Below are 19,965 nucleotides of genomic sequence, written 5' to 3'. Positions count from 1 at the left end.
GTTACAATATAACGTCTCTGGCGACGATGTCGCGAACAAATTTTCTTTTACGGTGGTAATTAGAGTAATGACTCCAATTGACGAGAATCCAACAAAACTAGACAAACTTGGCATCTGGGTGTCCAGTTTGTGCGCGCTGCACTGTCTAGCGCTGCCTGTTTTGGTGCCTCTGCTACCGCTTATAGGCTCAAGCTTTTTTGCGCAAGTATGGTTTGAAAGAACAATTTTAACATTTTCTCTTATCGTAGGTGCAGTTGCCTTGCTGAGCGGCGCTATTCGCTACCACGGTAAATATTACCCACTCGCGCTGCTTTTCACAGGTGGAGCCATCTACTGGCACAAAGATATTTTCGGCCATCACTACGAGCCCTTTACCATTGCTATTGGCGCGGCGTTAATTGTAGCGGGTCACTGGGTAAATATGCGTTTATGTAGGCAGTGCAAATGCTGCAAGCGCACCGTATTTTCAGAGCATCTGTCCACTGAACTCAAATAAATTGTCTGGGTTGCTGACAGAAAAAAACGAGCCAATGGCTCGTTTTTGCTTTTAAAAGCACAAGGATTAAAGCAGTACTTTGCGAGCGGTATCGGGTACGTTGGTGAATATCCCTGCTACTCCCCACCCTTTAAGCATTAACATATCTCTTGGCTCATCAACGGTGTAAACAAATACGTCAAAACCCTCTTGCTGCGCTGTTTGCACAAACTCCTTGTCAACGGCATCTAAAGCTATGTTCACGGAGTATGCATGTAGAGCGCGTGCACTTGCCGTGCAGTCTAGTTCGTAACTGGCAGACAAAGCACCAATCTTTACGTCTGACCAACGTGATGCAATAGCTTGTAACCAGTGATGGTTAAATGAAGAGATAAGTAATTTTTCAGTGTCAATGTTGCTTTGCTGTACAGCGGTTTTGACTTCATGTACCCAGCCATCAACATCCTGTAAGTGCTTTATTTCAATATTGCACCATTTATTACCTGCAACACAGTTAAGGGCTTCCGCAAGGGTTGGAATGCGTTCGCCTTCACCAATATCCATTTTCCTTAGCGTTTCCCACTGCGTGTCCAGCAGATAGCCCGGTTCTCGGGCCCTGCGTGCCAGCGTTCTGTCGTGAAATACCACAATGCCGCTGTCGTGCTGATAGGTATCGAATTCAATGCCGTCTGCATTTTGTTCAAAGGCAAGGTTAAATGCTTTTACCGAGTTTTCAGGTGCCGCTTTACTGGCTCCACGGTGCGCAAAAATTAACATAGGCGAAGAGATCCTTGCGTTAAAAACAGAGCGTTACGAGTCGTTAGCGCTATGTAATTTATGGGTGTTAAGTGTTTCGTAGATTGACGCAGACGTGATCAGTATACCGCCAATTAACGCACTCCAACCGGGTTTTTCATTTAGTAAAATAATGGCTAGAAAAACGCCATAAAGCGGCTGCATACAGGCAATAAGAGAAAAGGTTTTCGCTCTAAGATGTCGAAGGCTTGCTGCAATTAATGCATGGGGAAGGGCAGTAAACACCGTACCTAATAATAGCAGCATTAACCAAGAATTAGCTGAAGCAGAAGTAATGGCTTCACTGCCGACGGGCAACATTAAAACACTGATAACTAACGTCTGCCATGCCATAGCCTGTGCGCCACTGTAGTGTTTGAAATGCTTACGATGAATGAGGTTTCTAAACGAATATAGAACAGCAGAAGCAATGCCAATCAAAACACCCAGTGTCACATCATTCTCAAGGGACGTTTCTGGCACAATAAGGTAGACGCCGACAATGACGGTGAGGGTTGATACGATGTCTTGCCATACCAAACGTACGCGCTCAAAGAAAGGCTCAATGAGTACGGTGATTACCGGAAACGTGAACAGGGCAATCATGCCAACGGAGACCCCAGCAAACTGCATCGCAGCAAAATACGTCACCCAGTGCAGTGCCATAAGTACACCTAGACCTAGCGCAACGCCGTAATCTTTTTTCGAATTAAGCTTTATTTTGTTATTTGCTAGTTTTAAAAACGCAAACAGCGCGATGCACGCAAATATTGAACGTACCAGCGTTATATCACTGGCACTTAGAGGCACAACCCTCGAGAAGAGAGCTGTACCACCAAGTAAGATTACGGTGAAATGAAGTGAGATCAGGCTTTTTTTAACAGCATCCATAGATTAGCTGTCGGCGCCCTCTGATGGCGTTTCCTTTTTAGCGTCACTGCTTGAGTCGTCTAAAACGGATTCGCTGTCTTTTGTGTCTAGGGGAGGCTGCTCTGTTACTTCGCCATCGCGTGCTGACGCTTTCAATGCCATAGGCTCACCAAGACGGGTGACCATACCAGGGGCTAGCTCCTCAAAGTCAATCATGTCTTTTTCGAAACATACCACAATAGTAGACCCTAGTTTGAAGCGACCCAGTTCGGCGCCTTTTTCTAGCTTCACCGCCGCTTCACTATCTTTTTCATACGACCAGTGTTGAACATTTTTACCCGCTGGTGGAGTAACAGTACCTGCCCATACAGTCTCAATGCTGGCAACAATCGTTGCGCCAACGAGTACCATCGCCATTTTTCCCACAGGCGTATCGAAAAGCGCAACGACACGTTCATTGCGGGCGAACAGGCCGGGAATATTTTGCGCAGTTAGTGGGTTTACCGAGAAGAGTTCACCGGGCACATACAGCATATCTGTAAGCGTGCCTTCAACAGGCATATGAATTCTGTGATAGTCGCGCGGCGCAAGATAAATGGTCGCGAACTTACCGTTTTTAAATGGCGCTGCAATATCGGGCTTTCCACCTAACAGTGTGGTTAGGCTGAAATCGTGTCCTTTCGCTTGAAAGATGCTGTCGCTATGAATGTCACCAAACTGGCTCACTGTTCCGTCAACTGCGTGGATGAGTACGTCGTCATTTGCATCAATGCTACGTGCTTCAGGCTTAAGTGGACGAGTGAAAAACTTATTAAAGCTTCGGTAATGCCCAGGCTCTTCATGCAGAGCTTCTGTCATATCAACGTTATACTGCTTGATAAAAAGCTTAATAAAAAAGGTAGTAACGCTACCCATTTCTGCTTCGGCAAGCTTGCCCACTAGGCGTGAAAGCAAGTGCTTGGGGGTTACATATTGCAAATTAACTTTAAGCCAATCTAACACAAAATATCTCCGTTTCTTTTATGCAGGTAATCTCGCACTGCATAGATAGCGCTATTGTATAGTAAGTCGTAGTATTTAAAGCAACTTTAGGGTTATGAGTGCTTACGCAAAAGCATAAGCACGTGGTTCATAGTGAAAATAGGTTCCACCTTGATTCAGCGAAACCAGACGGATGGCACGCTAAAAGCCGTTTACGAGCCTGGAGGCAGACTATGACTAGGGCGCTGCTCTTCCATGGTCGTTAAAATTCGGTGATAGCTGTCAAAGCGCTCAGCGCTAATTTTACCGTCTTCAACGGCCTCTCTTAATAGGCAGCCTGGGTCATTCAAGTGCTTACAGTCTCTAAATTTACAGCCGCCTAGGTAATCTCGAAATTCAATAAAGCCCCATGTAATGCGCTCAGTAGGAATATGCCACAAGCCAAATTCCCGAACGCCGGGTGAATCAATTAAATCGCCGCCAGCAGGTAAGTGGAGTAACTTAGCCGCGGTGGTGGTGTGTTGTCCAAGACCAGAGTTATCCGAAATATCACCGGTCAATTCATCGGCGTCTGGCAGAACTTGATTAATAAGGCTCGACTTACCAACCCCCGACTGACCTACAAAAACACTAATACTATCGTTCAGGTATTCATTAAGTTTGCTGATACCCTCACCGGTTTTACAACTGGTAAATAGCACCTCGTAACCTAGCTTTTCATAAGTTTTGAGCTGTTCACTAACTTCTGCTCGCTCTTCTTCGCTCAGAAGTTCAACTTTATTAAGTACGATTAGTGGCGTGATGCCAATGTCCTCGCACGCCACGAGATAGCGGTCAATAATATTGAGGGAAAGGGTTGGTAAGATTGCGCTCACCACAATGATGCGGTCTATATTCGCCGCTATAGGCTTTATGCCGTCATAATAATCGGGGCGAGTAAGAACCGAGTGTCTGTCTTTTACAATTTCAATAACGCCACTTACACCTGACTCGGCATCGTCTCCTTTGCTGAAAAATACTTTATCGCCGCACACCACTGAGTCAACGGTACGTCGAATGTGGCATCGAGAAATTGCGCCATCATTGTCTTCAACATCTGCATGTTTACCAAAACGGCCAATTACTGTGCCGCTCTCTAACGCGCTTTCATCAAGGCTTGCAGCGCCTTTTGCGCCGCGCTTTTCTTGCAAGCGCTTGCTTCTATTTGCAGCTACTTGTCGTTTCTGTCGTTGTGTAAGTTTTGGTTTTTTCGCCACGATTCTTTTCTAGTTTGACGTATACTATGACAATAATACCGTTTGTAGGGCATGGTTGCCATGTCTGTAGCGCAATGAGGAAAGTAATGAGTAAACACGACAGTAACCTTGTTTGGATAGACATGGAAATGACAGGGTTAGACCCTGAAACGTGTGTAGTGATGGAAATTGCTACCATTGTCACTGATGCGCAGCTAAATATTTTGGCTGAAGGACCAGTGATAGCCGTGCACCAAAGTGATGACGTGCTAGACAACATGGATGAATGGTGTACACGAGTGCATGGTGAAAGCGGGTTAACTGCGCGCTGCCGAGAAAGTAAAATTAGTGTGGAAGAAGCCGCCAAGCAAACAATCGCATTTCTAGAGCAATGGGTTGATGCTGGAAAATCACCTCTTTGCGGTAATACGATAGGTCAGGACAGACGCTTTTTAGTGAAGTATATGCCAGAGCTTGAAGATTATTTCCATTATAGAAGTATCGATGTCAGCACAATAAAAGAGCTAACCCGTCGCTGGAAACCTGAGATTTTAGATGGGTTCGAAAAGAAAGGTGTGCATTTGGCACTCGATGATATTCGCGAGTCTATTGAAGAAATGCGCTATTACCGTGAGAAAGTGTTTACGATTTAAGCATTCAGACCAAGAGGTACAAAAAAAGTAGAATTAAAGGTTGCGTTACCCCAAAATTTTTGTAAAATGCGCACCACTTCAAACGAAGTACCTCTTTTGTTGCGGGAATAGCTCAGTTGGTAGAGCACGACCTTGCCAAGGTCGGGGTCGCGAGTTCGAATCTCGTTTCCCGCTCCAAATTCACTTACCTTCGGTAAGTATCTATAAGATGCAAAGCATCGACTCTATGCGGGAATAGCTCAGTTGGTAGAGCACGACCTTGCCAAGGTCGGGGTCGCGAGTTCGAATCTCGTTTCCCGCTCCAAATTTTCTAATATCACGAAAATCCAAACATTTGTAGTTGTCTCAATGCGACCCCTTATGGGCCCGCGACCGAGTGTCGGCCAGCTGCGAATCTCGTTTCCCGTTCCACATTTTTATACCTCATTAATTACATTTGATAATTAACGTTATTTTCTACAGCAAAGTTATCTGAACTTTCTGTTTGATTAATGCTCAATTTCTACGTGCTTTTATGAACGGATGCATTGATGAAAGAGCTAAGGGTTTATAACGTAGAACACGAGGGGCGCTTTGTTACTCAAACAAGTTCACCGAACAATTCTACACTTCGTGCACTTTTTCTCTCTTTCGTAATCAATGGGTTGCTATTGCTTGCGTTAGCAATAGCTACAAAAACTAAATCTATTGGTCATCAGGGGCCCCAACTACGTATTCTAGAGGCGGTACTACTGCAGCCAAACAAGTTTTTAAAACCAAAAGGTTTCCCTAAAAAGCGTGAAAGCCAGCTTTCGCTAGAGCAAAAGGTGCCCACTAATACAGCAAACAACGTCGATGTGCAGGGTGCTGAAAAACCACATTACGCCTCTTCATATAGCGACAAAATAAAAGTCAAACCCTTGCACAAAAAAAACGTAGGATCAGAAGTCTCTGTAGAGGCTATGCCGAATGTTCTCGAAACTTCAAAAGCTTATATCAATAAACTTAACAGGCAGCGTTTACATGATATTCCTGAGCAACCGCTTAGTAGAAAATTAGGCGGCAGTAAAGTGAACAACTTTCACAATCGTAGAATAGAGGATCATGATTACATGGAAAGCTTAGAAATTGTTGTAGATTGCAGCACTTTAAAAGGAAAGCTATTTAGCGCCCTCAGTAAAAATAAGGGCGTAACAATTGATAATCGTGATTTTCCCGCGCTCGGGAATGACGCAACGAGATCAGTTCAGGGAACGGTGCAGTGTCGAGACCACGGAAGTTTTCAAATGCACATTGATAGGTATTTAAACAAACTACAATAGCTGCTTTTTCAAAAACAATACTAAAGTATAAGATTTTTGTTATGTCGCGCTTTAGCACTGATTCTACCTGCACTTACGCACTCTCATGAATCCTTATTCATCCCGATGCGCACTCATTTGGTGCGCAGTCGCCTTGATTTCAGACCAATTCTCAATAAATCTAAACTTTATTGGCTCTTTTGCACAATAAATGTGCGCTCGGTAGGGGTTTAATAAATCAATTTGAATATTAAATAGATTTTAGTGGGTAAATATGCATAATGCGCCATTTTTTGGCGATAAATTCGCTAGCTACTCGCCTTTTGGTAGGCACACAGTTTGCAAACCCACACGGTTTGCTAAGCATAGTGTGGCAACTAAAAAGACTATGTAAAACGCATATCTCAGACATATAAAAAATAACCATCGCTTTTAGACTCCTTAATAAGCGCCAGAAAGAGCGTACTGGAACGAAAAAGTATATTTGGAGAAACACACATGGCTTTTGATTCATCAAAGCAAAATAAGCTTACTGTACTCGCGTGTGCAGTAGCATCTGCACTAGCATTAAGTGCAACTGCAGTTCAGGCTCAGGAAGAAGCCGCTATTGACGAAAAGGATGTTGAAAAAGTAGTGGTCACAGGCTCTCGTATAGCACGAGATCCTAACCTGGCATCTCCTTCACCTGTTCAGGCTATTTCAGAAGAAGATATTCAGCTATCAGGCGAGTTTTCCGTAACTGATGTAATCAACGACATCCCCGCGCTGTTTTCATCTACCACAGCGGAAAGCTCTATCGACTCAGGGTTTGCAGACGGTGCGAATATCCTTAATCTGCGTGGTTTAGGTTCAAACCGTACCTTAACGCTAGTAAATGGTCGTCGCCATGTGGGCGGTGTCGCAGGTTCTGCAGCGGTAGATGTGGGTTCAATCCCCGTAAAACTGATTAAGTCTGTAGAAGTGCTTACCGGTGGTGCGTCTGCCGTTTATGGTGCCGATGCGGTAACTGGTGTAGTTAACTTCATTTTGCAAGATGACTATGAAGGTTTTGAATTTGATGTAAATACGGGCATTTCGTCTGAAGGCGATGGTGAGCAAATTAGTATGTCTGCGTTGTATGGTGAAAACTTTGACAACGACAGAGGTAATTTTGCAATAAATATCGAGTATCAAAACGATGAAGGTGTGCGGGTAAGTGAAAGAGACAATGGTTTGATCATTGGCTCTGCGCGAGATTGGACTAACCCTGCTTTGCGATTCCAACAAGGCGATATTGGTGCTAGTACACCAAACTTGGCGCAATACTATAACTATGACAACACCGGCCTATTCAATTTCGGTTTAAGCATTCCATCTCAGGATGCGTTCATTCAAAACTACGTAGATACTTTTGGAACCCAACCGAATTTAACTTCAGAAGAACTAGCCCTGTTTAACCGCGCGGCTACAGCAAACCCTCGCGCTGTTCTTCCTTATCGCACTTTCCCGTTCACTTCAGGTTATGGCTACATCATACCGGGTAACCCTTATACGTTTGAGGGGTTTGATCCTGCGACTAATATCGACCTTGATGGTAACGGTACGCCAGACTGTCTGGACTCGTTCTCTGGATATAACAGTTCGTTTGGCGCCGCATCGTTTGGCGCACTAGGTGGTTGCTGGAACGTGCTAGAAGATGGTTCTTACAGACCTATTCAAGATGGCTTAGTGTCAGGAAACTTTGAAGGCTTTGGCGGTGATTCATTCAACACCATACAGCAACAGCGTGGCTATCTAATTACGCCAAACGACAAAATTGCGTTAAACCTGTTAGGCCATTATGACCTTACTGATACAAGCACCGTGTTTGGTGAGTTTAAGTACGTTGTTCAGACAACAGAAAATGAAAGCCAGCCTTCTTCATACTGGGACCTACTATTTGGTGCAGCAGATAACCCTTACTTGCCTTCTTTCATTCAGCCGTTAGCGAACGAAATCGGTGGTGTTGCCATTACGGCTGACCCCATTGGCATTGGTCAAGGTAAAATCGAGAACGAGCGTAGAACCCTACGTGGTGTTATTGGGCTAGAAGGCTTCCTAGAAAACGACTGGCAGTATAACCTTGCGTTAAATTACGGAAGATTCGAGTTTGAGCAAGAAGGCACAGAAAATATTGTTGTAGTAGACCGTTTCTTCTCTGCAATCGACGCGGTAACAGACCCTGCAACGGGAGAGGCAACCTGTCGTGTGAACTTAGACGCAGATACTCCTCAGGTTACCACCGCATTTAATATCCCAGTATATGACCCAGGTTACTTTTCATTTACTCCGGGTGACGGCAGCTGTGTACCTTTAAATATTTGGGCCGGCGCAGGCGGAATTTCTCAAGAAGCTGTTGATTGGGTAACGCAAGATAGCCGTAGTAAAACTACTATCGAACAGTTCGTGGTGAGTGGTTCACTATCTGGTGATTCATCTGACTACTTTGAGCTGCCGTATGGTCCGATATTCTTTGCTCTAGGTGGGGAGTATAGAAAAGAAAAATCAGAAGCGACCTTCGATAATTGGCAACTTGGTATTATTCCTGAGGGTTCACAGTACCAAGCTGGAACATTTATCTCTGACTATTCGTCTAATAACTCACTGGTATTCCAGCCGTCTATTAAAACGGCAAATGAAACCGGTGACTTTGATGTAAGTGAAGTATTTGTTGAAGTCTCTATTCCTCTAATTGAAGGTGAGATGCTTGCTGAAGAACTTACGTTAGATTTGGCTGCGCGCTACTCTGATTACTCCACTATTGGCGACACAACGACGTGGCGTGCAAACTTAATGTATGCGCCTCACGAAGATCTTATGATTCGTTTGTCACAGTCTCAAGCTGTTCGTGCGCCAAACATTACAGAGCTTTTCGGTCCTGAAGTGGGTACAACATTCCGTCCTACTGACCCGTGTAATGCGAGCGTGATTGCGGGTATCCGCGGTAATGATCCCGCTGCGGCTGATCAGATACAAGCCAACTGTGTAGCAGATTTCCAGTCAATCGGTTACAACCCGTTCAACGACGCAGGTGAGTATGTTTACACTGATCCACTATCGGCTGCATTCCCTGGTGTTACCGGTGGTAACGCAGAATTGCAAGAGGAAACAGCCGATACGACAACAGTGGGCTTCGTATATCAGGCAAGCTGGTTGGAAGGCCTGTCAGTGACCGCTGACTACTGGAGCATCGAAATTGAGTCAGCAATCAGTTCGGTTAGCTCTAATGATATTGTTAATGGATGCTATATCGGTGAAAACTTAAACGAAAATTTCTGCTCTTTGTTTACTCGTAATACCGATGCAAATTCACCACAGTTCGGCGGCCTTAACTTTTTGCGTTCAACACAGGTTAACTTTGCTCGCTTAGAAACATCAGGTGTTGATTTCAGTGTTGGCTATGACTTTGAAATTGATGATCATACGTTTTTAACCAAAATCTCTGGAACCAAGGTGAACGAGATTGATCAGTTTACTAACCCGAATGACCTTACCGAAGTTAACCCAGAGCTTGGTGAAGTAAATCGCCCTGAATGGGCTGGCAACTTTACCGTGACGTGGAAGTGGCAGGATCTGCAAATCGGTTGGCAAACTCAGTACATGGATGAGCAGTTAGTTGCATTTGTTGAAATCGAAGAATACGAGCGTGGTGATTATGACGACTCTGTCGTAATGGATGAATTTTTCCAGCACGATATTAACTTCTCATATGTACTTACTGACACAGTTAAAATGTACGGTGGTATCAAGAACGTTACCAACGAAGAACCTTTCTTGACGAACTTTGCTTATCCGGCGAGTGCACGTGGAAGGTTTTACTTCATAGGGTTTGACATGCAGCTTAACTAAGTTGTTATCAGTACCGTTAAAGCAGCTCTATTGAGCTGCTTTTTTTACATTTGTCATAAGGTAAATTAATTTTTATCAAAAAGGTTATTGCAACAAAAGTAACATGCGATTATTTTGTTAATCTTCAAGCTGGTCAAACCAGATGCATATGCACTAGAGAGTTGTTCTAGAAAAGCGCATGAGTTTATTGGCCACTGTTCTCACCATACATGAAGTGGCAAGATAACAATGTCAAAGAATTACGTACTCAATACCTACAACAAATTTCTAAAACTGCCCTTTGGTAAAAAGCTGTTTAGCTGGTATTCAGCTCGCAGAGCCCCTTATTTTGCTACCGTTTCGCCAGTTATCACTAATATCAAACCAAATCACTGTGAAGTACTCATCAAAAAACGCAAAGGCGTAGAAAATCATATAGGCACGGTTCATGTTATTGCTATATGTAATGGCTTGGAGATGGCTATGGGTTTCATGTGCGAAGCCTCAATTCCCAAGAACCTCAGGTGGATCCCCAAAGGTATGGAAGTGAAGTACCCAGCAAAAGCTGACTCTGATATTCGCTGCGTTGCTGAAGTGCCCGCTGATGCATGGAAACCTGGTGATCTACCTATTGCAGTAAAAGCGTACAATGCGTCAGGTACTGTGGTTGTCGATGGCACGATTACCGTTTGGGTAAGTGAAAAGCGCTAATATGTTTTAAAGTATCGCAAGGGCCGCATTTGCGGCCCTTTTTTGTAATGACTCAGAGAGAATTATTAAGTTTTTACGACAGGACGTTTAGAGTTTGACAGGAAAACGAAACCCAACTAAGAATAACGGTGTAAACGATTAAGGCGCTAAATCGGTAGTTTATTTCATTCAACTATTTTTGTGGCAATGTCCTGAGCATTTATTTCGGGTTTCCACGATAAAAGAGGTTAAGATGTCTGTGATCACAAAAGAGCAAGTTACCAGAAAACCCTTTGCAGATAAGAAACACTATCCTTATGGTTTCGCCCGCTCTGGCGACTTTTCCATAAATGAAAGTAAACTGCTTCAAACCTACGGAAGCTTGTTTGCGGCACTGGTGGATGGAAAGATAACGCCAGAGAACGATGAAGAACAAGCCTACTTAGAGTCGGCACTGGGACATCGCGAGCCCGGCACTCCACAAGAAAAAGCGTGGTTAAAATACCAAGCGCGAATTAACAGACCAAAGACAGCGAGTATCTATGGTTCTAAAAAGCCTACTGTCGATGATGTTGATGACGATGACATGAGCGATAACAGCGACCTTGATATCGACCTTGATGATTAAGTGGTTGTGTTTATTCATTCCAACCGTCTACACAGAAAAATAAGAAGCTTAGTTTTTCTTTTGGTGTTAATTCGATGTAAACAAATATCCTATTTTTCGTTAAAATATCCATACCATCGAAATATTTATCCTAATTATTGTGATTATTGGGATATATATCTCACTTTTACTGAATTTAGTGTTTTATCTTCCTATTACCTTAGTTATAGTCGGGGCATCGTCAACGTACGCTGACAAACCCCCCAACCCATTACAGGAGAAAGCACTGTGAAAATGATGTCGGGCGCAGCCATGGTGGTTGAAGCGCTAAAAGATGTAGGAGTGACACACGTGTTCGGTTACCCAGGTGGTGCCGTACTAGACATTTATGATGCGTTATTTGCGCAAGATGATGTCAAACACGTCCTCGTACGTCATGAACAGGCAGCCGCCCACATGGCGGATGGTTACGCACGTTCAACTGGCAAAACCGGCACAGTGCTCGTCACATCAGGTCCAGGCGCAACGAATACCATCACCGGTATTGCAACCGCATACATGGACTCTATTCCGATGGTTATTCTATCGGGGCAGGTGCCTTCAAAGCACATTGGTGAAGACGCATTCCAAGAAACTGATATGGTAGGGTGCTCACGCCCTATCGTTAAACACAGCTTTTTGGTAAAGCGCGCGGTGGATATTCCAGAAGCGATTGCTAAAGCTTACTATATCGCTAACACAGGGCGTCCAGGCCCAGTGGTAGTCGACTTGCCAAAAGATATTGTAAATGTGGCTGAAGAGCACCCGTATGTGTTCCCAACAGACGTGACAATGCGCTCTTATAACCCAACTGAAAAAGGCCATCCTAAGCAGGTTAAAAAAGCAGTTGAGTCGCTACTTAAAGCAGAGCGCCCGGTGCTTTATGTCGGTGGCGGGGCAGTAGCTTGCGATGCATCAGCAAAGGTTATTGAGTTAGCTGAGAAGCTAAATGCACCGGTAACTTGTACGCTAATGGGCCTTGGCGCTATGCCGGGTACACACAAGCAATTTATCGGCATGCTAGGTATGCACGGAACGCTTGAAGCGAACAAAACCATGCATAATGCCGACTGCATCATTGCACTAGGTGCACGTTTTGATGATCGTGTTACCAATAACGTAGATAAGTTCTGCCCTCATGCAGATATTATCCACGTTGATATTGACCCTGCATCGATTTCTAAAACCGTAAATGCGCACATTCCTGTTGTCGGTTCGGTAGATAAAGTGCTTGATCAAATTTTAAGTCAGGTAAATAAGAAAGACCTATCGAGTCAAAGCGAAAAGCTGGCCGACTGGTGGCAGCAAATTGAGACCTGGCGTTCTCGTCAGTGCTTAAATTACAACCAAGGTGAAGAGGTAATTAAACCTCAGCGCGTTATCGAAGCCTTGTATAAGCATACAGACGGTAAAGCTTATGTAAGCTCTGACGTGGGTCAGCACCAGATGTTTGCTGCGCTTTATTACCCTTACGATAAGCCGCGTCAGTGGATTAACTCAGGTGGCTTAGGCACCATGGGCTTTGGTTTACCGGCTGCAATGGGCGTTCAGTTCGCACATCCGACTTCAACGTCTGTAGTAGTCACAGGTGACGGCAGTATTCAAATGAATATACAAGAGCTATCTACCTGTTTGCAGTATAACTTGCCCATCAAGATCATCTCATTGAACAACCGCGCTTTAGGTATGGTGAGACAATGGCAGGATATGATTTACAAAGGGCGCCATTCACATTCATATATGGATTCAATGCCTGACTTTGTGAAGTTGGCAGAAGCTTACGGACATGTGGGCATTAAAGTAGACAAGCTCGACGAGCTAGACGCAGCAATGGAGAAATGTTTCAGCTACACAGATCGCTTAGTGTTTATGGACATAGCAGTAGACCAAAACGAACACGTATATCCAATGCAAATTAAGTTTGGCGCAATGGATGACATGCGCTTAAGCAAGACGGAGCGAACCTGATGAAACGTATTATCTCAGTATTAATGGAAAACGCCCCTGGCGCACTATCTCGTATCGTTGGTGTATTTTCACAACGTGGGTACAACGTCGACTCACTGTGTGTAGCGCCAACCGACGACGCGAGTCTTTCGCGTCTTACGATCATCACTCATGGCGATGATAAAGTTATCGAGCAGATTACTAAGCAAGTAAATAAGCTTATTGACGTGCTTAAAGTGGTGGACCTTACTGAAGGTACACACATTGAACGTGAGCTGATGCTTATTAAGGTTGCAACGCGCACCGAGTCAGTACGTGCTGAAGTTAAGCGCAATGCAGATATTTTTCGTGCGCGTATTGTGGATGTGAACGTAAACAATTACACCATTGAAATTACAGGCACCACAGATAAGCTAGACGCATTTGCTACAACTATGGGGCAATGTGCGGAGATTATCGAGTCGTCGCGCACTGGTGTATGTGGTCTTGCGCGTGGTGATAGGGCACTTCGTCCATAAATTGAGTTGCGTAAACACTGACTCGACATTTCATATTTGAACAGTTAAAAAAGGGCGCTAACGCCCTTTTTTCTTATAAGCAACAAATTAGTGCTATGCGAAGTTAAGCATCCTTATGTGATCACTCAAACATGCCCTTAATCAATACTTTGCTATGCTTAACCAGTTGCTTGCCTCTAGCGACAACATGCACAATATCCAGTGTTGTTTTTTTGCATAACACTATGTCAGCGTCACAACCGACTTCTATTTTTCCCTTGTGATGCAGCTTAAGCCTCTTGGCAGGGGTGCTACTTACAATGGCAATGGCGTTTTCTAGCGATACATTGTGTTGTAATACTAAGGCTTTAAATGCGCCAAATAAGCTGCCTACTTTACCTACTTCCAGGCCCACAAACTGGCCCACATCATCAAAAATAGGAAGGCTAGCATTTCCGTCTGAACTCATGCTTAAACAATTCGCAGGTACACCCTTATTTAGACAATAGGCAACGGCCTCTGCAGCGGGTATTTCGCCCTCTTCAATAAATTGCTTATTGGTGCTGGTGGTCATATCAATAACACCGCCTTTCTGTGTCCAAGCGATTCCTGCATCTAGCAAACTTTGGTTTCTATTGATGTGAGTTGGATAGAACTGGCTCGCCGGAATATCCGTGTTATCAACTACGTCGTGCAATACAGAAAGTTGGCGTTTTCCGTCACCGGTATGAATATAAACAATACCTGCTTTGCCGGAAATCATGCCGCCTGTTCGTGCTTGCGCTGCAACCTCTGCAAGGGCCTGAAAAGTGGGTTCGGCAGCCCTGTGATCGGCAATTGCGACTTCTCCCACACCAATTATACAGTCGATTAGCACAACGTCATCGGTAACGTTACCTGTAATGGTGCGGGCCGGTAAGTGATACGAACCTGTATAGCAATACGCGCTGATCCCTTCAATGTTTAGGCCTTTTGCCTTAGCAACTAAATCAGGAAGTGTTCGCGTGGTTGCATCGGTACCTAGCGCACCAATAACGGTTGTTACGCCATGCAAACTCGCATCACTTAGTTGCATTTGTGGCGTACGAGTGTGAAAGCCACCTTCTCCACCGCCGCCAGAAATATGCACCAGACTGTCAACAAGGCCTGGCAGCGCAATTAAATCACTGCCATCGATAATGTTTAATGAAGGCGAGTGCATCGAAATGTCTCGGGCAATATGTGCAACGGCATTGTTAGCGATAAGAATGTCTACCGTGCCCAGTGGTGAAGGCGAGTAACACTCTACATTTTTGATAAGCGTTAGCATTTAAGAGAAACCTATTAGAACAGCGGTGATAACAGTAAGCGACGCAAGTGCAAAAAGGCAGGCGCAAAACTTAGCGATAAATTTTACCCATGTTGTCCAACTTACGCCAGCCACACCTAAGCAACCTATTAGCGAAGCAGAAGTCGGAATTATTAAGTTAGTCAGGCCATCGCCTAATTGAAAAGCTAGCACGGCAACTTGGCGAGTGACCCCCACAAGATCAGATAGCGGCGCCATAAGAGGCATGGTAATAGCGGCCTGTCCTGATCCTGAGGCAATAAAAAAGTTAAAGATGCTTTGAAACAACAGCATTAACCAAGCACTCATTACGGACCCGGTTTGTGCCAATGCGGTACCAGTGTGATGCAGCAAGGTGTTCAACACAGAAGGTGAAGTCACGTCGTCACCACCTAGTACTAATACTATGCCTTTTGCCATGCCAACAATAAGAGCGGCAGGCAGCAGTGATTGTGCGCCGTTAACAAACGCAGCACTTATATCATTTACTCGCATGCGTCCGCCAATCCACCCTATGGCACCTATTATGATGCCCATACAGAAAAACTGTGATGCAATTTGTGGTATGTAATAAGCGTGAACAATTACCCCCCACATTACCCAACAAATACAAGCAAAAAAGGCGACAAGAATTAGTTTGTCGGTAACGGAAAAATGCGATTCAGCGAGTTCATTCGTTGATGCTGTGGAAGTCGTGAATTCTAGAGAAGGCGTGTGGTCACTTACTGCAAATGAATCGCTACGGGTTTGATTACTATTTTTTAGCTGCTTTGCATAACGCAAGGCGAAAATTAAACCAAAAGCCGTAAATAGAGCCCAAATAGCCATACGAAAATATTGGCCGGACATCAAAGGCACGTCGGCTATGCCTTGTGCTATCGCCACAGAAAACGGGTTCATCCAGCTAGTAGCAAAGCCAATTTGCGTGGCAACATAAGTTACAAGCACCGCCATAATGCCGTTATAGCCCATGGCAACCATAAGCGGGACTAGTACAATACAAAATGCAATGGCTTCCTCACCCATTCCAAATACTGCCCCACCTAGTGAGAACAGTAAAAATAAAGCAGGGAGTAAAAAATTATCGGCGTGTTGGTAGCGCTTAATCAACGCCATAATACCGTTGTTGATTGCTCCTGTTTGCATCACAATGCCAAAGGCGCCACCAACAATTAGAATAAAAGCGATAACACCAACAGCCGCGCCCCATTTGTCGCCGGAAACCATACCGTCAAACGCATAGTTGGCTATGCCTGTTGTGTTGCCAGTACCATCGAATAACACAATGCCATGGCTTTCTTCTACATATCTGAAGCTATCGGCATCAAGCACGGTTTTTACGTTACCGTCTGATGTAGTGATACTATTTGTGTCAAAGGTGCCCGCTGGCACAAGCCAAGACACTAGCCCTGCAAGCAGAATCACAAAAAATAAGATTACGAATGCATCAGGCATTCGCGATGTTGAAGGTGAATGTTGCAACCTTACCTCCGAAAGTGGAGAGGGCTTTACGCCCTCTTTTATCACTTAGTAAAAATAGTAGCTAAACGCCAGTGTGTAGCGAGTACCAAACGGGTCGTGGTTAAAGGCGTCGAAACCTCTACCAGAGCCATAGGCCGTAGGTGCATCTCGGTCAAACAGATTGTCAACAGTAAGGCGCAGGTCAGCATTCTCAAAGTAATAGCCAGCGCTTAGTGTTACGGTAGTCCAGCTACTTACATCGCGGGTATCATCTTCATCTGCGATAGCGCCTAACTCAATTAGCTCGTCAATTTCTCTGCTGCGCAAACGAATGATATCGTCATCATAGCTGCCAGTATAGAAAACGTAAGCACCTACGTACCAATCTTCTTGAACATAGAAAAGTTCAGCCGTAGCAACGGTTTCAGGGTAAAGGAAAGTACCTGCTAGTGATTCAATTTCATCAGAACCTGGTCTATTTCGGTCGTACGTAAGGTAGTGAGTGCCAGAAAAGCCTAGCTCCAACGTGCCGCCATCTAACTGAAAATCATGGTCAACGTCCCAGTCGATGCCTTCGAGTTCTTGAGTGCCCGTATTATCAAGTAATAAAATATGGTCTCTAAATAGCGGTAATTCAGCAAAGCGTGGGTCGTCAAATTCAACCCAAGCATCTAGAATTTCAGTTAAGTTAGCGCCATCATCTTCAATGGTATTCCCTGCATTATCGGTTACCAAACATAAGTCTTCTAAGTACGAAATACCTATCTCGCCTTCATCCAACACGCCGCAGTGGCGAAGCGAAGCATCGGTAATGGCCCGATCTAAAACTCCCGTCATATTAGTATCAACAATGTCTTCGTGATCGAAGATCCAATAATCAATTGTAATCGTGGTGTTTTCTGTTGGGCTGTAGGCTAAGCCAAATGAGTAAGTCTCAGATTCTTCAGCGCGCAGTGCTGGATTACCAAGCTCAAGTACGTTATTGCCGCGAACGGTACCCTGGCCTTCACAATACAAATCTGCAACGGCGTCGTTCACCGAACAGTCGAACGAAGCACGCGTCGTTCGCAGCTGCACACCTGCTTGGGTCAAGGAAGGGGCGCGGAATGCAGTTGACCACGAGCCGCGAAGCACTAAATCGTCAATAGGGCGATAGGTGAAACCAACCTTAGGATTAAACGTGCTGCCAAAATCGTTGTAGTCGTCGAAACGCCCGGCAAAGCTAATATCAAATTGGTCGGTTACAGGCACAAAGAGTTCTGTAAAAATGCCCATCTGGTTTCTGTCTGCAGTTGAGGCACTTGAGCCGAATCCGAATACGTCAACAAGGAATTCGTTTTCCGCTCTTGCTTGAGAGTCCAAAGACGGCAGGTCGGTAATTTCTTCACGTCTGAATTCAACCCCTGCCGCTAGCAATACCGCATTGCCGTTCCACTGCGCTATTTCTCCATTAATTTTAGCATCTATACCGAACACTTCGCTGGTTCCGTCACGTGTTGGGCGTGCTTGTGTTAAGCCCAAGATGGCGTCGTTTTGCGCATCGCCTACGAGGAAAGGGTTGTAGGCAGGCAGTAACGTGCCACCGCCACAGCTTAGTATATCGTCTCTGCTATCGTACTGAGCAATATCGCCGGTATCACAGAGCTCTCCGTGAGCGGCTGCGGTATAAAGATAACGGTTGTAAATACCTTGTGTGGCGACCTGTTCAGACTCACTGCGAGAGTATAGTGCGCCAGCCTCCCATTCCCATTCACCAAGGTATCCTTGTAAAGACGAAACCAGACGAATGGCATTAGTTTCAATTTCTACGGTGCGCGGGTTAGCAAATCGGGCATCGTATTGAAAGCCATCAATTTCACGATCTAGCTGCGTAAAGAAAGATAGGTCTCGCAAGTTGTCTAAAATTGCATTTCGCGCTCCCTCTTCCAGTACGTCTAGAGTATCAATGCCTATCCATGCGCCTTCTTCATCGTCGACTTGATTAATGGGCGCAGGCGTTGAGAAAGAGGTTGATTTGGTATGCGAGGCAAGAAGATCTGTTCGCCAGGTAATATCGTTACCTTGATATGTATAGGTGAAGCCACCTGATAATGTCTCTAGCGGTGTTTCGAAGAAGTCATCTTCGTTTCCGTAATAAGCACAGATCTCTTCGCCAAACTCCGTTATCGTAAGTTCATTAGGGCAGTTGGGCGCAGGCATTTCGTTGCCATCTATTGTGCTATCAAAGAATATGTTTGGCTGCCCTTTGGCAAGATACGAGTAGCTACTTTCCAAAACAGGGGCGCGCGTTTGCGAAAAATCAGTGGCGCGAATCGCTTTTCTATCAAAATAATCGAAGAACGCAGTTAAGTTACTGCCGTTATCGAAATTTTTACCCCACAGCATTTGAAAGTTCAGCGCACCATGGTCATTGCTGTTGGTGGTATTTTCATAGTTCGTTTGAAGCTCTAGCCCCTCATAATCATTTTTGAGGATATAGTTAATAACACCTGCTACGGCGTCAGCACCATAAATGGCTGATGCTCCCGTTGCCAAAATTTCTACGCGTTCCACAGCAGAGGCAGGAATGCTGTTGATATCAACAAAATTTTCGGTGCCAGAAGCAAACGAGCTTGCAGCAACTCTGCGTCCGTTAACAAGTGTCAACGTTGAAGAGGGGCCAATACCACGAAGTGATGCCGCGGCTTGACCCGGCGGAGTAGAGGTAGACGTTGCACCACTTTGAGTGGTATCGAATGTACCCACGCCGCCACGTGTTTGCGTTACCGTGCGCATAAGCTCTGAAATGGTAGACGCGCCTGTGCGCGCAATGTCTTCTGAAGTTAAAACGGTAAGCGGTTGTGCACCTTCCATATCTGCACCGCGGATATTACTACCGGTAACTTGTATACGCTCTAAAACCACTTCCTCGCTTGCGTCTTCTACTAATACAGTTTGTGCAGATACAGCACCAGATATACACAGCGATAAGTAGCTTAGCGTGCCAACAGACACACTGATTTTGTGAAGTAACGTCGATTTTTTCATTATTGTGATCCCTGTAACGCGCACGGTCTAATGCCGCTTTTCGCGCAATTCAACACTCGTTTAGATAAAAATTTGCTGCAAGGCGCAGCGTGACCGCTTCAATAAATTGAAGGGCGCAGGAGCTACTCGTCGAACCACTCCGACAAGTAAAAGTTTTGATAGCGATAGTTGCCTAGATTGGCAGCTTTCTTAACCATTCATATAAACCAGTGTTGTGACGAATTATGCATTTCGT

General features: G+C 44.9%; 15 protein-coding genes and 2 tRNA genes. 10 read left to right on the top strand and 7 right to left on the bottom strand.

Annotated elements, in window-relative coordinates:
- Positions 1-67 precede the first annotated feature (67 nt).
- Positions 68-496, top strand: coding sequence for a MerC domain-containing protein (locus C6Y39_RS06605; RefSeq protein ID WP_105930508.1), 429 nt, complete (start codon positions 68-70; stop codon positions 494-496).
- 66 nt (positions 497-562) lie between these two features.
- Here C6Y39_RS06605 and C6Y39_RS06600 read toward each other — a convergent pair whose 3' ends face one another.
- From C6Y39_RS06600 to rsgA, 4 genes are all read right to left on the bottom strand, one after another.
- A complete protein-coding gene (locus C6Y39_RS06600; protein ID WP_105930507.1) occupies positions 563-1,252 on the bottom strand; it encodes a glycerophosphodiester phosphodiesterase in 690 nt (229 codons plus the stop codon).
- A gap of 33 nt (positions 1,253-1,285) precedes the next feature.
- The gene (locus tag C6Y39_RS06595) at positions 1,286-2,161 is read right to left on the bottom strand and encodes a DMT family transporter (RefSeq protein ID WP_105930506.1); all 876 of its coding nucleotides are present in this window, start codon (positions 2,159-2,161) and stop codon (positions 1,286-1,288) included.
- Between the two features lie 3 nt (positions 2,162-2,164).
- Positions 2,165-3,142, bottom strand: a complete 978-nt coding sequence (asd, locus tag C6Y39_RS06590) for an archaetidylserine decarboxylase (RefSeq protein WP_105930505.1) — start codon at positions 3,140-3,142, stop codon at positions 2,165-2,167.
- Positions 3,143-3,333: 191 nt separating this feature from the next.
- Positions 3,334-4,377 (bottom strand): small ribosomal subunit biogenesis GTPase RsgA, encoded by a 1,044-nt coding sequence (rsgA, locus tag C6Y39_RS06585; protein ID WP_105930504.1) that lies wholly within the window; start codon positions 4,375-4,377, stop codon positions 3,334-3,336.
- Positions 4,378-4,463: 86 nt separating this feature from the next.
- Between rsgA and orn the strand changes: the two genes are divergently transcribed.
- The 9 genes from orn (at position 4,464) to ilvN (ending at position 13,936) form a co-directional block, all read left to right on the top strand.
- Positions 4,464-5,009, top strand: coding sequence for an oligoribonuclease (orn, locus tag C6Y39_RS06580; protein WP_105930503.1), 546 nt, complete (start codon positions 4,464-4,466; stop codon positions 5,007-5,009).
- A 101-nt stretch (positions 5,010-5,110) separates the two neighbouring features.
- Positions 5,111-5,186: transfer RNA gene (locus C6Y39_RS06575), tRNA-Gly, on the top strand.
- A 51-nt stretch (positions 5,187-5,237) separates the two neighbouring features.
- Positions 5,238-5,313: transfer RNA gene (locus C6Y39_RS06570), tRNA-Gly, on the top strand.
- A 226-nt stretch (positions 5,314-5,539) separates the two neighbouring features.
- The gene (locus C6Y39_RS06565) at positions 5,540-6,310 is read left to right on the top strand and encodes a hypothetical protein (protein WP_105930502.1); all 771 of its coding nucleotides are present in this window, start codon (positions 5,540-5,542) and stop codon (positions 6,308-6,310) included.
- Between the two features lie 477 nt (positions 6,311-6,787).
- Positions 6,788-10,156: a TonB-dependent receptor gene (locus tag C6Y39_RS06560; RefSeq protein ID WP_105930501.1), complete on the top strand. Its 3,369-nt coding sequence runs from the start codon at positions 6,788-6,790 to the stop codon at positions 10,154-10,156.
- Between the two features lie 228 nt (positions 10,157-10,384).
- Positions 10,385-10,846, top strand: coding sequence for a hotdog fold domain-containing protein (locus C6Y39_RS06555; RefSeq protein WP_105930500.1), 462 nt, complete (start codon positions 10,385-10,387; stop codon positions 10,844-10,846).
- 232 nt (positions 10,847-11,078) lie between these two features.
- A complete protein-coding gene (locus C6Y39_RS06550) occupies positions 11,079-11,453 on the top strand; it encodes a MaoP family protein (RefSeq protein ID WP_205664164.1) in 375 nt (124 codons plus the stop codon).
- A 267-nt stretch (positions 11,454-11,720) separates the two neighbouring features.
- Positions 11,721-13,439: an acetolactate synthase 3 large subunit gene (locus C6Y39_RS06545; protein WP_105930499.1), complete on the top strand. Its 1,719-nt coding sequence runs from the start codon at positions 11,721-11,723 to the stop codon at positions 13,437-13,439.
- The gene (gene ilvN, locus C6Y39_RS06540) at positions 13,439-13,936 is read left to right on the top strand and encodes an acetolactate synthase small subunit (protein ID WP_105930498.1); all 498 of its coding nucleotides are present in this window, start codon (positions 13,439-13,441) and stop codon (positions 13,934-13,936) included. The genes C6Y39_RS06545 and ilvN overlap by 1 nt, the downstream gene beginning before the upstream one ends.
- Positions 13,937-14,057: 121 nt before the next feature.
- On the opposite strand, the gene iadA is transcribed toward ilvN, so the two are convergent.
- From iadA to C6Y39_RS06525, 3 genes are read right to left on the bottom strand one after another with little or no spacing between them, the layout of a single operon-like run.
- Positions 14,058-15,224: a beta-aspartyl-peptidase gene (iadA, locus tag C6Y39_RS06535; protein ID WP_105930497.1), complete on the bottom strand. Its 1,167-nt coding sequence runs from the start codon at positions 15,222-15,224 to the stop codon at positions 14,058-14,060.
- Positions 15,225-16,724 carry a putative basic amino acid antiporter YfcC gene (gene yfcC / locus C6Y39_RS06530; protein WP_105930594.1) on the bottom strand — a complete coding sequence of 500 codons (1,500 nt, stop codon included), beginning with the start codon at positions 16,722-16,724 and terminating at the stop codon, positions 15,225-15,227.
- A 45-nt stretch (positions 16,725-16,769) separates the two neighbouring features.
- Positions 16,770-19,730, bottom strand: coding sequence for a TonB-dependent receptor domain-containing protein (locus tag C6Y39_RS06525; RefSeq protein WP_105930496.1), 2,961 nt, complete (start codon positions 19,728-19,730; stop codon positions 16,770-16,772).
- Positions 19,731-19,965 lie beyond the last annotated feature (235 nt).

The sequence above is a fragment of the Alteromonas gracilis genome, from assembly GCF_002993325.1.
In the GTDB taxonomy this organism is placed as follows: Bacteria; Pseudomonadota; Gammaproteobacteria; order Enterobacterales; family Alteromonadaceae; genus Alteromonas; species Alteromonas gracilis.
The sequence above is the reverse complement of the archived record's forward strand: the minus strand, read 5'-3'. Positions and strand labels throughout refer to the sequence as shown.